Raw genomic sequence first — 15,499 nt, 5'->3', positions numbered from 1 at the left:
GCGAATGCCGTGACACTGTGCCAATGACTACATAAGTTATAAGGAATTCACCCACAAGGAGATTGATCATAATGAACCCTTATCAATATTACAGCCCACAGCTGCCTCAGCAGGAACCTTACTATAGCCACTATGAATACAGCCCTTATCCACAGCAGGATATATACGAGCCATACCAAATGGAAAGACAGCCTGCATTGGAAAGAAGAATCGCGGCACTTGAACGGCAAAATGAACAGCAGTCGAGAGAATTAACCCGTCTCACAAACGAAGACCGCCGTCAAAATCGGGAAATTGCACGGATTGCCGAACAGGTCAATCAGCTAAGCCAGGCTGTTGAACGCCATACACGCCGCTTAAATCGGCTCAATCAGCGCCTCCGCACAGTAGAAAACAGACTGAATATCCCATTTACTGCAGGGGAAGGCGGTTTCTGAGCAAACAAAGAAAAAAAGCGGAATACGATTCTCCCAATTCAGGGTTTCGTTTTCCGCCATTCTTATATGTTAAAACGGAACATTTACATAAAAAGGGTTTGTACCCAGTATACAATCTTTACCGTTTTCATTCAAAGACAGAGGGGCCGAGGAAAATAATTGTAGTTCCTCTTTGACAGAATTTCTTTTCATGCCAGTTGCATGATAATACCGACTCACGTCAATCGATCACATGGAGGAATGATTTATGCATCATACACAACACGGCTTGCAGCAGCTGAACCAATGCCGCCAGACTGCTCAGCAGCTCATTCAGCAAACACAGCAAAGCAGCCAGCAATACCGCCAAATGCTTCACCAGGAGCAGCAAAACATCCAAATGCTGCAGCAGATTCTAAATCACGAACAACAAGCTGCACATACAATTCAACAAGCGCTGCACGGACATGACATGGCGATTCAAAAATGCCAGCAGGTTGTCAACATGTGCAACCAAATGCAGCAGGAACTTACTGGACAATCCAGCGTGATGAATACGAATGTGTCTACACTTCCATTCGGCCAAAATACGCCATTTCAACAGCAATCCTACCAGCAGTAGGATAGAAAAAGCTCAACACAATGCGAGTGTTGAGCTTTTTTCTTACTGTTCTTTGCGAATATGTATATCCTGAATAGACTGTTTCGGCGCATGAAATCTGCTTTCGGCTTCACTTCTTGCCTCAGCAAAAGCCCGTGCCTCCACATGATCCTTGTAGACATCCAGCTGAATCAAATACAGCGGGCGCACTTTAAAGCCGTGAATAATGGTCACAGCCCACAACGGGAGCACAACAAAAACGCCAGGCAGATCGGGCAAAACAAAACCAAACGCAAAAATGAAAAAATAAATGATGCCGTACATTATCCACTTTCTATTTCTAACCTTGATGCCAATAAATAAAAAGGCAAAAAAACTGGTAATGGCAAAAGGCATGAAAATAAACAGCATCCACCAGCTATGCAGCCATTCCCAAGCGGCACCTCTTTTTGTAATTCCCATATTTTTCTCCTCCTATTTACCTATAATAATCGATTAGGCATACCGCGTCACCTATAAATGAAAAAACGTTCTTCCTTGAAAATAGTGATAGACGGAGAATGGGTTTCTTGCTATATTATTAATTGATAATGATAATCATTACTAATCTATTTACATACATATTGGGAGGGTTTTTGATGAAAAAGAACACATTGCTCGTGGGCATGCTTGTGCTGCTTCTCATGTTTGTCAGCGCTTGCAGCGGCACGGCTTCTAAAGGGAGCTCAAGCGATTCTGCTTCCGAAAAAACAGAAATGAGAACATATAAATCACCTAAAGGGAACGTCAACATTCCTGCACATCCAAAACGCATCGTCACTGATTTTTATCGGTGAATTGCTTTCTGTCGGAGCCAATGTAGTCGGCTCAGGCTCGTGGTCATTTGATAATCCGTTTTTAAAATCAAAGCTGAAAAATGTGAAGGATGTCGGTGATCCAATCAGCGTTGAAAAAGTGATGGAGCTTCAGCCTGACCTCATTGTTGTCATGAATGAAGAGAATGTCGATAAATTAAAGAAAATCGCTCCGACTGTTGTCATACCTTATAACACAGCGAAAAACGTCGAGGACACAGTCAGCATGTTCGGAGATATCGCAGGAGCGAAAGACAAAGCAACCTCATTTATGGCTGACTTTAACAAAAAAGCGGACGCGGCTAAAAAGAGAATTGCCGGCGTCATCGACAAGGATGCGACCTTCGGCATTTATGAAAACACAGACAAGGGCGAATTCTGGGTGTTCAATGACAATGGCGGACGCGGCGGCCAAGCTGTATACAATGCGCTCGGGTTAAAAGCGCCTGAAAAAATTGAACAAGATGTCATCAAAAAAGGAGAGATGAAACAGCTCTCTCAAGAGGTGATTCCTGAGTATGCCGCAGATTATATGTTCATTACGGACTACAACCCGAAAGGCGAAAGCAAAACACTCGACAAGCTGGAGAATTCCTCTATTTGGAAGAACCTTGACGCTGTTAAACATAATCGCGTGTTTATCAATGACTTTGACACGTTCTACCCGTACGATCCGATTTCTGTCAGCAAACAGGTGGATATTATCGCCGACATGCTGATCAAACGGGCCGAAGAAAATAAAAAGTAAAGAAAAAGGCACAGTCATGAGGGACTGTGCCTTTTTTATGATTCATTTTAATGCTGACTGTGCGGAGCCCGGCATATCTTCAAACCTGACTTCCTCCCAAGTCTCGACATACTTTCCTTTCGCCTTCACCTTCAAATACGCGTTCTTCCGAAGCTCTTTGCCGGCGAAAAAGGTCACTTCTTCTTTTTTCCCGGATGCATTGTATCCGTCTAATGTATATTCAGTACCGCCCGGGCTAAGATGTCTGCCATCTCGATCAATCTGCACATAGACATCTTGCTGGTGAATAAACGGATTAAATCGGTCTGTAACATCATTATGAAAAAAGAGAAGACCGCATATTACGGCAGCAGCCGCCAAGACGGCCAGGATCGCCAATGCTTTTTTCATCTTTGCACTCCCCTTACTTGTTCATTTTTTTCAAATAATTTGATCGCACCACGAGGAAGAACAAAAGCTGAAAAATGAAAAACCCTCCGATCGTGAGACTGAGCGGCCCCGCTACATCGGAATAGCCTTCGACGGCCAATGTTCTCAGGGCAAACAGCGTATGCATGACGGCAATGACAAATGGAAAGAAAAAGAGAATCGCCAATTGTATCGTCACGCTTTGTGACATTTCACGCTCACTCAGGCCGATTTTGGCCAGTGAACGGTAGCGCTCCCGATCTTCATCTAAATCGGTGAACAGCCTGAAATATAAGAAACTTGCTGCCGCGACAAAGAAGACGATCGCGATAAACAGCCCGATGAATAAACTCAAGCTCGGCAGCTGCACCGTATCATAGTAAGTCCCGGCTTTTGCCATAAAATCAGAATGCACGTCGATATAGTTGCCGTAAATCTCATTTTTCAAGGATTGGCTGATCCCAAGACTGTCTTTCCAATGATCATAGCTGTAACCGTATAATGACGCTTTATCACCTAGTGATTTAAGCTGATCAAAGGTTTGATCGTTCACCGCGATGATGGCATTCAATGAAATCAGCGGTTTTTGGACTTCTTTTACCGACAGTTTTTGGTCAGACGGCTTGCCTTTTTGATTCAGCAGCTTCAGCTGATCCGGCGCTTCGTTTTTGAAATTGCGGTCATACGTGCCCGGAAAATAGACAGCCTCATCACTTTTCAGGCCGTTCAGCTTAACATGGAAATATTTTGACACATCCGATTCGCTGATCATGTAAACAGGGGGAACAGTTTCTCCTTCCTGATAGCGAACATAGGAAACATCTATTTTGTCTTTCTTATACGTAAAGCCGTGTGTTTTCAGTTCATGGTCAATATCTTTCAAATGAGTCTGTTCTTTTGGATTGTTGCTGAAAGATATATATTCCATCTCATAAGCGGACTCTTCAGCCCCGACGGTCGATTTGTACATGGCGAGCACGCCTGTCGCCGTAAACGCAACCGCGGAAATAATGCTGACGATAAAGAACAGGCGGGCGTTGTCTTTTAAACGATAGACAAGATCAGAAACCCAAATGACATTTTTCCCGCGCAAATAAAAGGTTTTCCACTTCTTCAGCGCGCGCAGAATCCAGATGCTGCTTTGGCTGAAAAAGAAATACGTACCGATGACGGTGAGCAGTAAAATGATAAACGGTTGAGTCCCGTGGACATTGCCTTTCAGAACCATTCCGTACCCGACGCACAGGCAGGCGATGCCGAATAAGGACAGAAGCACGGACGGCTTCGGCTCCGGCTTAATCTTGTCAGTGCCCTTTATTAATTTGATAACGGTATTTGATCTGACAAAAAGGATTGTGAACTGCGATAAAAGGAAAAATAAGAGCAGAAATCCGCCGGCCGTAATGCCGAGCGCTTTCCAAGGCATATACAGAGGCAGCGCGTCCATTTCTAAAATATAAGCGCCGACCGTAAAGAACGTCTTTGAAAAAATGAATCCTCCGATAATCCCGGCTGCAATCGACATGACGCCAATGATCATGTTTTCCGCTGTAATGAGCTTTCTCAGCTGCACCGGCGTAATACCCTGCATAAGCAAAATGCCGAATTCTTTATTTCTCGATTTCAAAAATGCATTAACCGAATACAGAACAAATAAGAAAGAAAAAACAAAGATCATCCATTCTGCAGCGGTTAGGCCTTTTTTGGCGATGTTATTCAGGTAGCCTTCCTTTAATGCCGGATGAAACAGGAACATCGCAAAGGTAAAGAAAATCAAAACGGAAAAGGCGCTGCTTAAAAAGAATGCAAGATAGGCCCTTTTGTTTCTCGTGACGTTTTTATAAGCGAACTGAAGAAAGGTCATTTGCGTTTCCCCCCAGCATAGACAGCACATCAAGAATTTGTTCATAAAAGACTTGGCGGTTTTCCCCGCGGTAAATCTCATTAAACAATTCGCCGTCTTTTATAAAGATGACGCGGCGGCAGTAGCTTGCCGAAACCGGATCGTGGGTCACCATCAAAGCCGTGACATGATCATCCCGATTCAGGCTCTGCAACGTTTCCATGACGTCTTTTGTCGCTTTGGAATCAAGGTTTCCAGTTGGTTCATCGGCCAGAATGAGTGACGGCTTATGAATGACCGCTCTTGCGATGGCGGCCCGCTGGCGCTGGCCTCCGGATACTTCAAACGTCCGTTTGTTAAGCAGGTTTTCGATACCGAGCTTTGCCGCGATGGCGTGCAGTTTTTCTTCCATGACAGACGGCGCTTCTTTTTCAAGCGTTAACGGCAGCATGATATTTTCACCGATTGTCAGCGTGTCCAGAAGATTGAAATCCTGAAACACAAATCCGAGCTGCTTGCGTCGGAAATGAGCGAGCTTTGTCCGCTTCAGGCGATGCGGGTTTTCTCCGTGAATCAGGATATCGCCTGAATCTGGACGGTCAATCGTTGAAATGATATTCAAAAGCGTTGTTTTTCCGGACCCGGACGGCCCCATCACCGCCGTGAACCCGCCTTCTTCTATTGAAAATGAAATTTGCTTTAAGGCTTGATAAGATACTTGTCCTTTATAGGTTTTATTTATATGTTTGACTTCAAGCATATTCGCCATGAGAATCCTCCTTATGATTTTATTCTTGTTGATCTGGGCTGCTTTCATGTAGTGCCGGGGCATTTAACATAAAAATCCCCTTGACGTAAATCCATGTTATCAAGGGGAAACAAAACGAGCTATGTTGTTTTCTTAACGCAGCCTTACATTTTTGTAAGAAATGAAAATCGAACCGATGTCCCTTCACCGGGAGACGAGCTGATGTCCACCGTATGATTGAGCTTGTCCGTAATTTCTTTGACGAGATGGAGGCCGATTCCCGTAGATTCTTGGTAACGCCGCCCGTTTTCGCCGGTATAATATGGGTCAAACACCCGCTTGATGTCTTGCGAGGGAATGCCGACACCGTAATCTTTGACTTCAAGCACCGTCCTGTCTTCATCACGGAAGACATTCAGCTCCAGTCTGTCACTCTTGCCTGCCGAATACTTGACCGCATTTGTAACCACTTGGCCGACCGCAAATTTGAGCCATTTTGCATCAGTGTAAATCTGATGGTCATCGCGAATGTCCATTTTCGGATAAACGCGGTATTGAATAAAAAATCGTTTATAGCTTTGAATGACTGATTGGAGAAGCTCTGATAAGGAAACCGCTTCGACTTTAAAATCCCGCTCAAACAGGTCGAGCCTTGATGAATAAAGAAGCGTCTCCAGCCCGAATTCAATCTGCCGAACCTCTTTTTTGATTTGTTCAAAAACGGGTTCATCCTCTTCCTGAATGATTAAATTAATGACCGACAGCGGCGTCTTCACTTGGTGCACCCATTGATTCATATACGTCACTCGCGCTTCCAGCTTAGCTTCGGTCTCATGGAGCTTCTGGTGTTGCAGCCGGATTAGCTCCATCTGCTTTTCATATAGCTCTGAACAAAACACTGAAGAACCGAGATACGGGATGTCCGTCCCTTCCTGCTCCGAGCTGAGCCAATGATACACACCGCGGTCTTTGTACCAGCGATAGGCAAGATAGCCCGCCAAAATAAGAAGCTGCACGCCCAATATGTAAAACAGGTGAGAAAAAGAATGAAGACCTGCAAACCAGTAATAAAAGAAGACAAACAGCCCTTGAAGGAGAAAAAGCAGAATCAGCACTGCATGAGACCGGAGAAACAGCTTCATGACTGCGCCCTCAGCTGGTAGCCTTCGCCCCGCACCGCTTCAATAGAAACAGGTGCATTCAGCTCCCGCAGTTTTTTTCTGAGCCGCGTGATATACACGTTAAGTGTATTATCATCGATGAATATGTCGGTGTCCCACGTCTTTTCCATGAGACGGTCCCGACTCGTCACCTTTTCTCCCCGCTCCAGCAGCACTTCCAAAAGCTTGCTTTCTTTTTTAGAAAGCTCGCTTTTTTCATCCTGAAAACGCAGTTCAAAACGTTCCACAAAGAGCTGGACGCCGGCATATTCAACCACTTTCTCCCCCTGCTTTGCGGCGTACTCTCCGTACGCCCTCCGGATCTGGCTTTTGATTTTCGCCAGCACAATATCGTAGGAAAACGGTTTTTCGATATAATCGTCTCCGCCGTTTTCAATCGCCATCACCTGATCCATTTCCCCGCTTCTGGCTGAAATGAAAATGATCGGGCTTGTGGAGTGCTGGCGGATCTGGCGGCACCAATAATAGCCGTCATAGGACGGCAGGTTGATATCAAGCAGCACCACATCGGGCTTTTCCCGCAAAAAGACATCAAGAACAGCCGTAAAATCCGCGGCGACTACTGTTTGATATCCGTATTTTTCAAGGTAATTCTGCAATAGTCCGCGAATGTCTTCACTGTCTTCCACAATCATGATTTTATTCAAACTGAACCACTCCCGTTTCTTACACTGCTGCCATCATCATAATCGTTTTGGGCGTACGGACGCAACACCGCGCAAAAAAACCGCCATCCCGGCGGTTTCTGGTCTCTTCAGCCGACCTGCTGCTTAGCTGCTTTACCAGCTGATCCGAACTCTCTCATTTTGCTTCGCACTGTCTCTTCCACGGCTTCAATGCCGGGTGTCATATAGCCGCGCGGTTCGTACAGATCGCTGTTTTCCTGAAACATGCGGCGTGTTTCGTCTGTCCAGGCGACCATACATTCCGTATTGATATTGATCTTCGCGTGGCCGAGCGTGATGGCTTTTTTGATCTGATCCTGCGGAATCCCGGATGCCCCGTGAAGAACGAGGGGAATATGAGTCATGCGGGAGATAGCCTCCATTTCCTTAAATCCGAGATTCGGCTCACCCTGATATTTGCCGTGTACAGAGCCGAGGGCAGCGGCCAGCGCGTCGATATTGGTTTCTTTGACGATCCGCTCACATTCTTTGATATCGGCATAGCGGACCCCGCCGACCAGGCCGTCTTCCATTCCGCCGACCGTGCCGACTTCCGCTTCTACTGACACGCCGTGCTTTGCGGCATAATCGGTGACTTCTTTTGTCATCGCGATATTCTCGTCAATCGGCTGATGGGAGCCGTCAATCATCACTGAGCTGAATCCGGCGTCAATGGCCTGTCTGCAGCGTGCCGCACTGCTTCCGTGATCAAGATGAAGCACCACGGGAACGGTAATCGCCATGTCCTCCATTAACGCGCCGACCATGGCGGCAATCGTTTTAAATCCGCCTAAATAGTCGACCAGGCGATCGGAAGCCGCGGCGATGACCGGTGATTGCTCCTTTTGCGCCGCCTGCAAAATCGCCTTCGTCCACTGCAAACCGTTGATATTAAACTGGCCGATCGCATACTGCTCCCGCTTTGCATCTTCAAGAAGCTCTTTCATCGATACAAAAGCCATGTCCACCCCTCCTTTTTCCATTAGATATTGAAGTATTTTGATACGACGTCCACTGTTGTTTTTTTCGCTGTTTGAATGGCTTCCTCAGCACTCAGCTTATAGTATTCAGGGCGGAAGAGCTCAACCGATACAACATCTGAAAAACCGATTTCCTTCAGTGCTGATAAGTGGGCATCTAAGTCAATCGCCCCTTGTCCCGGCCAGACGCGGTCTTCATCCGTTAAAAAGCCGATCGGGAAGTCTTCGGTATCATCGATATGATAGATGAAGATTTTCTTTCCGTCCGCCTGCTTTAAGCTCTCAATGTTCGAACCCATGGCATGGAAGTGGAAACTGTCAAGGACAAGCCCTACATTGTCCCGGTTGACTGTGTTTATGATGTCATACGCCTGTTCAAACGTATTGACTGTACATTGCGGGTGGCCGACAAATTCAAGCGCGATTTTTACGCCATACGGCTCCGCGATATCTGAAAGCTCAGTCAGCACCTCTACACTGCTCTTTTTGATCTCTTCTTTTACAATCTTCTGCTCTGTCACAAGCGGAACGGCTACCACATAGTTCACACCGAGTGTTTTGCACGTTTCCATCATGCCTTTAAACTCAGTGATGATCTCATTATGGCCCTTTTCATCACGATTGTTGAAGAAAACAAGTGCATTTAAGGCAAGCGGCTTGATGTGATGAGTTTGAAAATACTCCGCAAGCTCAGCCAGTGAATGGTCTTCTAAGTACTCCGGCAGCTTATCCATTGTGCGGATTTCAATATAATCATAGCCGTGCTTTTCGCATAGCTCTAAATCCTTTTTAAGGTTTGAGTTTTCCAATGTTGTGGCTTCATTAAAACAAAGTTTCATGTCAGACTCCCCCATCTGCGTGTTAGATATGAAGGGAGTTCGGCAGGAAGGCTGTTCGCCATATCCCGCCGAACTCCATGCTCAGCTTATGCCAGACCTAATTCTTCTTTCATTTTTTTAAGCATAAATCGGCTTGATTCATCCGCTCTTTCGTCGACCCAAGCAAATACGGCATTCGTCGCAATTCCGTCGAACTTCATCTCTCTCAGCTTTCTGAAAATCGTTTCAAAATCAACCTCGCCTTGGCCAATGTCCAAATGCTGGTGAACCGTTACTTTCGCGTCAGGCGGATTGACGATGTAGCGCAAGCCATGAGCCGCTTTATGATTATAGGTGTCTGCAAATAAAACATGTGTGAGGCGGTCCCCGGCTTCGTCAAACATGGTCTCAATGTCGCCTTTTCCGTCATCATAGAAGAACGTATGCGCAGTCGAGTAGACAAGATTGATCCAATCCTTGTCAAGCGCACGGATCATATCCATCGCACCTTTGTGCGTTTCGATAAAATCGTATGGGTGGGCTTGAAGGTTGAGTTTCATGCCTTCTTTTTCAAAGACTGGGAGAAGCTCATCCATGGATTTGATAAATTTTTCTTCACTTGTTAAAGGATCATATTTTGATCCGCTGAATTCGCTGTTCATCAAATCTACTTCAAGTTCAACCGCAATTTCGATCGCCCGCTTCCAATTGCGCACCGCTGCCTGCCGGCGGTCTTCATCAGGACCCGCCCAGTGGTAAAGCGGAAGGAGTGATGAAAGCTTAACACCTGTATCCCTTAAAAGGCGCTTTAATTGTTTGATCTTTGCTGAATCGACTTTCGGATATTTATAGAATGGACAAAAATCCTCTCGCGGCGAAAGTTCGATATATTCGTAGCCAAGCTCCGCCGTTTTATAGACCGTTTCCTCCAAAGTTAAATCATCACGATACATGGATGGATCTAATGCTAACTTCATATTTTCACTCCTCTGTTTTTTAGTTTTGAACTGTTGTATAAGATTGATAGAATTCCGGTCTTTCTTTCAATTCAACCTTTTCTTTTTGTCCGGATTCTTGGGCCTTCACACAAGCATCCGTTGTAACAGCGGCAATATAGCCGTCCCATGCCGTCGGTCCGCTGACCTCGCCTTTCTTTTGAATCGAATCAATAAAGTCTTGGATTTCCACATCGTACGCAGCCACAAAGCGTCTCTGCCAATCCATCAAAATATCAATGCTGAATTTGCCTTCTTTTCTCAAGCTGATGCTTGATGGCTCGGGAAGCTTGATGATGCCGTCTTCTCCGACGATTTCGCATTGAATGTCATAGCCGTATTTACAGTTCACATAGATTTCAGCATTGATGACGATGCCGCCTTTTGTTTCAATCACGACGATTTGCGGATCTTTTAAATGCGGAAGCGCGTTTTTCGATTTTTTCGGATAGATGACTTGGACGGACTCATAGTCATCGTTGACGAGCCAATGGAGCACGTCAATTTCATGAACAAGCGTGTCGACTACAGCCATATCCGTTGTATAGTTATCTCCTACAGTCGGGTTGCGGTGCGCGCAGTGGATCATAAGCGGCTCGCCGATGACGTGATTATCGAGCGCCTCCTTCAGCTGTACGTAACCGCTGTCATAACGGCGCATGAAGCCGACTTGAACTAGGCGTTTGCCCACTTTGATTTCTTCTTCGACGATGCGCATGCATCCTTCAGCCGTTGTCGCGAGCGGTTTTTCACAGAATACATATTTCTGGGCTTTAATCGCTTTCAGCACGCTTGACTCATGCGCAGGCCCCCAGCTTGTCACTAAGACAGCGTCTACATTTTCGTCTGCAAGCAGGCTGTCATCATTCGGATACACCGTCGCGTTTAATTGGTATTGCTCAACGACTTTTTGTGCAGCTTCTTGATTAACATCCGTTACAGCTACGATTTCTGCGCCGGACAGCTTATTCGTGATGCGGTTAATATGTTCTTTTCCGATTGCTCCAGTTCCAATTACGCCAATACGTAAACTCATTGACAGCCACTCCTTCTGTTGATTACATGATTTTGCTTTCTGTTCCTTGCTTTACTTGGCTCCGAGGAGATCCGTAGAGTTCCTCTTGAATTTGTTCAAGCGACTTGCCAGACGTATTCGGCGCAAAGAGCAGCCCGATGATCATGCTGGCCGTCACACATCCGAGTAGAATTGCAGCCATCGTTCCAATGCCGAAATTGGTGATAATCATTGGGACAAACAGACTCCAAATCCCTATTGAAATACGGACAAGGAAAAACATCAGTCCCTGTGCGGAAGCACGATATTTCGTAGGGAAGATTTCACTCGCCCATAACTGATAGTTCGCTTGCTGCCCGGCCCCGTTATTAATGCCGATCACGACAATAAACAGGAGCAGAATCGGCAGGCCTTCAACCGGCAGCAGAAACAGTGTCCAGCCGATCACCGCCATAAAAGCGGCGATTCCAAATACGGTCTTTCTATGTTTGTCGGCAAAGGGCATGAAGATCAAGGCAACCCCCAATCCTGTGAAGATAAACAGCCCCATTTGCAAAAGATTGGCCGTGCTGGCAGATACACCGCCGACCTGCTGATAAATGTATGGCATAAAGAAGCCCATGACCCCGGCGGCTAAGTTCCAAATCAAGTACACACCCATCAAAAACAGGATGCTTTTGAGATACATAGGCTTGAGCAAATCAAAATACGATGTCTTATTCAATACAGCCGCCTTCTCTGCCTGAGCATCCGCCGGCTGATTTTTTGACTGCCAGGCATCTGACTCCGGAAGCCTGATTCTCAGGATGTACGTAATCAGCGCAATCACAAGCAGATGGGCAAATACGATTTTATTCCCCAAGAGGCCCAAGTCACCGGCCAGTACGGAGAGAAGCAGTACAACAACTGCCCCCGCGGCCCAAGCGACTTGTGCCACGCCACAATGACGGGCCCGATTCTTCTTTGGCGCATTTTCCGCAATAATGGTCCATGATGCGGTAATATCAGCTCCTACCGATAAACCGATAATCATGTAACCGCTTAACAACATGGGGAAATTAACCCCAAATAAAACCAAACAAATCCCTAGTGCATAAACCAGCATACTATTGGTGTAAACAGCCTTCCGTCCGACTTTATCAGCCAGAAACCCGCCGAGCAGCGCGCCGACAGCAGCAGAAATCGCGTTTGCGCTCAGCGCGCCGAGCAGCCCGATCTGCGCATCGGACAGCTTAAGGTAACTGACCCATAACGATAAACCGGCAGAGCCCGCCACAATTGAACCGAAGATCAATATAGTTGGCCAACGCTGCCGCGATTGTCCGTTTATTGAAGGCTGAATCTCCATTGGTATTGCCCATATGTTCAGTCCCCATTAAGCCAAATCCAACAACTGCTGATCAATATAGTTTCTCGCGATCAATGCATATTCAAGCGGGTTTGCCACATCGGGGTCCTGTTCAGCTTCAATGACAATCCATCCGGAATAACTGTGCTTTAACAGCAGCTGATATACTTCTCTAAAATCAATGCAGCCGTCACCGGGAACTGTAAACATGCCTTTTAAAAATGATTGCCGGAACGATTGCCCTTCAAGCCTGCATTGTTCCATGACGTTCAGGCGGGCATCCTTAAAGTGCACATGCTTAATGCGGCCGATATGCTTCACAAGCAACCCCATGTAATCGCCGTCAGAAATATACGCATGGCCTGTATCATAGAGGAGGTGCACATGCGCAGGGTCTGTTCCTGTCATCAGGCGGTCCACTTCTTCCGCTGTTTGGACACCAGTGCCGAGATGGTGATGATAGACAAGCTTCAAGCCATGCTGATCGGCAATTTTGCCAAGGTGATTCAGCCCTTCGCAAAGCCGCTCCCATTCATCATCCGTAAAGTGCGGCTTCTCTGTGAACACGTTTCTCTCCAAGCTTTGCACGCTGTACGTTTGCTCAGAGACAACTGCGACATCCGCGTTTACTTGCTGCAAATACTCACAATGCAGGGTAAATGCCTTTGCCGCTTCACCAAGTCCGTCACGCAAAATAAAACTGCTGAACCATTTGCCTGCAATGCGTAAATTCCGAAGCTTCAGCTCTTTGTTCAGGATGGCAGGTTCGGGGAAAAAGCCCCCGACCTCCGTGCCTTGAAAACGTGCGACAACGATATCACTTAACAAATGCTGAAGTGTATTTCCCGCTCCAATTTCAGGCATGTCATCATTCCGCCACCCAATGGGAGCGATTCCCCACAGGATTTCATTTTTGCCCATCTATGGTGCCTCCCCTCTAATACTGCTTCGCAGATTCCAGCTTTTTCTCTTTTGCTTCGTATGCTTTCTGAACGCTTTCTTGTTCAGATACCTCTGCCACTCCGACATGCCACCAGCTGTCATATCCGTCCGTCATTGTTTTTGGCAGAACCTTCATTTCTATTAACGTTGATACATCCTGTTTCTTCGCATCCTCTAACGCCGCTTTTAATTCTTCTACTGTGTTCGCGCGGTAGGTTTTCGCGCCGTATCCCTCAGCGACTTTCGCGTAATCGACATTCAGGATTTGGTTGTCGTCTGTGCGGAACTCGCAATAGTAGCTGCCACTGCCGTGATCCATTTGCAGGTTGTTGATGCATCCGAATCCCGAGTTGTCAAAGAGCAGTACATTGATTTTCTTGTTGTACTGAATCGCCGTAATCAGCTCGGAGTGAAGCATCAGGAAGCTGCCGTCTCCGACAATGGAATACACTTCTCTGTCAGGATGGGCAAGTTTAAGACCGAGTGTCCCTGACACTTCATAGCCCATGCAAGAATATCCGTACTCCAGGTGATACGTATTCGGAACATTAGAATGCCACAGACGCTGCAAATCTCCTGGAAGTGAGCCTGCTGAACAGATGATGACGCTGTCTTCGGGAATCGTCTCATTGATTGTCAGCAATGCCGTTGTTTGCGGAAGCTCAGTATTCAAGGCGTCGGCATATTCATTCATAACATCTTGAGAGAAATGATGTTTGATTTCCGGATCAAATGCTTCCCGCTTAAACGTCACTTTGCTGAGGCGTTCGCGTTCAGCGAGCCATTCGTCCTTCAGCTCCCGGATCGTTGTGCCGAACTCGCTCTCATAGCCTTCAAGCAAGACGTGCAGTTTGCCAAGCGTCACTTTCGCATCCGCTACCACTTGGAATGCATCAAGTTTATACGCCTGCATTCGGCTGACATTAATGTTCAAAAACTTCGCGTTATCAAAATCAAAAGCGGTCTTAGAGGATGTCGCAAAATCTGTATACCTTGTGCCGATGCCGATAATCAAATCAGCTTGGCGGGCCGCTTTATTTGCTGCAAGTGTGCCTGTGATGCCCATTCCGCCAAGGTTGTTCGCAAAATCAGCCTCAACAGTAGACTTTCCTGCCTGTGTTTCAACTAATGGAATGTTATAGGCTTCAGAAATGGCAACCAATTCATCCCGCGCATCGGAGTATTTTGCGCCTCCGCCGACGAGGATCACAGGTTTTTTGCTGGATTTAATCAGCTCGGCCGCACCTTGAAGCTCGCGCTCGCTCGGCTGCATGCGATCAATATAGTGAACCCGTTTGACGAAGAAACTTTCATCAAAATCGTATGCTTCCCCTTCAACATCCTGAGAAATACAAATCGTTGCCGGACCTGCTTTTGCCGGGTCAGTCATGACTTCAAACGCGCGCAGCAAACTGCTCATGAGCTGTTCAGGGCGCGTAATGCGGTCCCAATATCTCGAAACAGGTTTCAATGCATCGTTTGTTGTAATCGCCGCACTGTATTCTTGCTCCATTTGCTGCAGTACAGGGTCTGGCTGTCTTGTCGCAAATGTGTCTGCCGGAATCAAGAGAACTGGGATATTGTTTGCCAATGCAGTGCCGGCTGCTGCCACCAGGTTAGCCGCTCCCGGTCCGACGGATGTAGACACCGCATATATTTTTCTTCTCAGCATTTGCTTGCTGTACGCCATGGCCGCATGCGCCATTCCTTGTTCATTTTTCCCTTGATAGACTTTCAAATGGCCTGCATCCTGCTCAAGCGCCTGCCCGATCCCCAATACGTTTCCATGGCCGAAAATCGTGAAAATCCCTTCGACAAAAGGCTCTTCCTTTCCATCTACATGGATGTACTGCTGGTTTAAGAATTTAATCAGCGCCTGTGCTGTTGTTAAGCGAATTTTCTTACCCACAAACGATCCCACCTTTACTCGATCTTTT

At 46.6% G+C, this 15,499-nt stretch carries 14 protein-coding genes and 2 pseudogenes; 3 read left to right on the top strand and 13 right to left on the bottom strand.

What is annotated here, in order from left to right; translation table 11 throughout:
• The first annotated feature begins 71 nt into the window (after positions 1 to 71).
• Positions 72 to 437, top strand: a complete 366-nt coding sequence (gene cotNE, locus QA442_RS01465; protein ID WP_014666005.1) for an inner spore coat protein CotNE — start codon at positions 72 to 74, stop codon at positions 435 to 437.
• A gap of 247 nt (positions 438 to 684) precedes the next feature.
• Positions 685 to 1,038, top strand: a complete 354-nt coding sequence (locus tag QA442_RS01460) for a hypothetical protein (protein ID WP_014666007.1) — start codon at positions 685 to 687, stop codon at positions 1,036 to 1,038.
• Between the two features lie 42 nt (positions 1,039 to 1,080).
• Here QA442_RS01460 and QA442_RS01455 read toward each other — a convergent pair whose 3' ends face one another.
• Positions 1,081 to 1,479, bottom strand: a complete 399-nt coding sequence (locus QA442_RS01455; protein WP_069150640.1) for a hypothetical protein — start codon at positions 1,477 to 1,479, stop codon at positions 1,081 to 1,083.
• 176 nt (positions 1,480 to 1,655) lie between these two features.
• Here QA442_RS01455 and QA442_RS01450 point away from each other — a divergent pair.
• A pseudogene (locus QA442_RS01450) lies at positions 1,656 to 2,619 on the top strand (iron-hydroxamate ABC transporter substrate-binding protein).
• A gap of 42 nt (positions 2,620 to 2,661) precedes the next feature.
• Here the strand turns inward: QA442_RS01450 and QA442_RS01445 are convergent.
• From QA442_RS01445 to iolD, 12 genes and pseudogenes are all read right to left on the bottom strand, one after another.
• Complete coding sequence (locus tag QA442_RS01445; protein ID WP_014666010.1) at positions 2,662 to 3,009, bottom strand: YxeA family protein; 348 nt, start codon at positions 3,007 to 3,009, stop codon at positions 2,662 to 2,664.
• Positions 3,010 to 3,022: 13 nt separating this feature from the next.
• On the bottom strand, positions 3,023 to 4,891 hold the full coding sequence (yxdM, locus tag QA442_RS01440) for an ABC transporter permease YxdM (protein WP_071581959.1): 1,869 nt from the start codon (positions 4,889 to 4,891) through the stop codon (positions 3,023 to 3,025).
• Positions 4,866 to 5,639 carry an ABC transporter ATP-binding protein YxdL gene (gene yxdL / locus QA442_RS01435; RefSeq protein ID WP_069838360.1) on the bottom strand — a complete coding sequence of 258 codons (774 nt, stop codon included), beginning with the start codon at positions 5,637 to 5,639 and terminating at the stop codon, positions 4,866 to 4,868. Before yxdL ends, yxdM begins: the two co-directional genes overlap by 26 nt.
• A 143-nt stretch (positions 5,640 to 5,782) precedes the next feature.
• Positions 5,783 to 6,760, bottom strand: coding sequence for a two-component system sensor histidine kinase YxdK (gene yxdK, locus QA442_RS01430; RefSeq protein ID WP_069838359.1), 978 nt, complete (start codon positions 6,758 to 6,760; stop codon positions 5,783 to 5,785).
• Positions 6,757 to 7,446 (bottom strand): two-component system response regulator YxdJ, encoded by a 690-nt coding sequence (yxdJ, locus tag QA442_RS01425; protein WP_014666014.1) that lies wholly within the window; start codon positions 7,444 to 7,446, stop codon positions 6,757 to 6,759. Before yxdJ ends, yxdK begins: the two co-directional genes overlap by 4 nt.
• A 107-nt stretch (positions 7,447 to 7,553) precedes the next feature.
• The gene (iolJ, locus tag QA442_RS01420; RefSeq protein WP_069838358.1) at positions 7,554 to 8,426 is read right to left on the bottom strand and encodes a 6-phospho-5-dehydro-2-deoxy-D-gluconate aldolase; all 873 of its coding nucleotides are present in this window, start codon (positions 8,424 to 8,426) and stop codon (positions 7,554 to 7,556) included.
• 20 nt (positions 8,427 to 8,446) lie between these two features.
• The gene (gene iolI / locus QA442_RS01415) at positions 8,447 to 9,283 is read right to left on the bottom strand and encodes a 2-keto-myo-inositol isomerase (protein ID WP_279473489.1); all 837 of its coding nucleotides are present in this window, start codon (positions 9,281 to 9,283) and stop codon (positions 8,447 to 8,449) included.
• Between the two features lie 86 nt (positions 9,284 to 9,369).
• Positions 9,370 to 10,239 (bottom strand): sugar phosphate isomerase/epimerase family protein, encoded by an 870-nt coding sequence (locus QA442_RS01410; RefSeq protein WP_014666017.1) that lies wholly within the window; start codon positions 10,237 to 10,239, stop codon positions 9,370 to 9,372.
• A 19-nt stretch (positions 10,240 to 10,258) separates the two neighbouring features.
• The gene (gene iolG, locus QA442_RS01405) at positions 10,259 to 11,293 is read right to left on the bottom strand and encodes a bifunctional inositol 2-dehydrogenase/D-chiro-inositol 1-dehydrogenase (protein ID WP_279473488.1); all 1,035 of its coding nucleotides are present in this window, start codon (positions 11,291 to 11,293) and stop codon (positions 10,259 to 10,261) included.
• A gap of 22 nt (positions 11,294 to 11,315) precedes the next feature.
• Positions 11,316 to 12,633 (bottom strand): annotated as a pseudogene (gene iolF / locus QA442_RS01400) (myo-inositol transporter IolF).
• A gap of 14 nt (positions 12,634 to 12,647) precedes the next feature.
• Complete coding sequence (gene iolE, locus QA442_RS01395) at positions 12,648 to 13,541, bottom strand: myo-inosose-2 dehydratase (RefSeq protein WP_279473486.1); 894 nt, start codon at positions 13,539 to 13,541, stop codon at positions 12,648 to 12,650.
• A 16-nt stretch (positions 13,542 to 13,557) separates the two neighbouring features.
• Positions 13,558 to 15,471, bottom strand: coding sequence for a 3D-(3,5/4)-trihydroxycyclohexane-1,2-dione acylhydrolase (decyclizing) (gene iolD, locus QA442_RS01390; RefSeq protein WP_279473484.1), 1,914 nt, complete (start codon positions 15,469 to 15,471; stop codon positions 13,558 to 13,560).
• Positions 15,472 to 15,499 lie beyond the last annotated feature (28 nt).

The sequence above is a fragment of the Bacillus stercoris genome (assembly GCF_029772985.1).
GTDB lineage: Bacteria > Bacillota > Bacilli > Bacillales > Bacillaceae > Bacillus > Bacillus stercoris.
The sequence above is the reverse complement of the archived record's forward strand: the minus strand, read 5'-3'. Positions and strand labels throughout refer to the sequence as shown.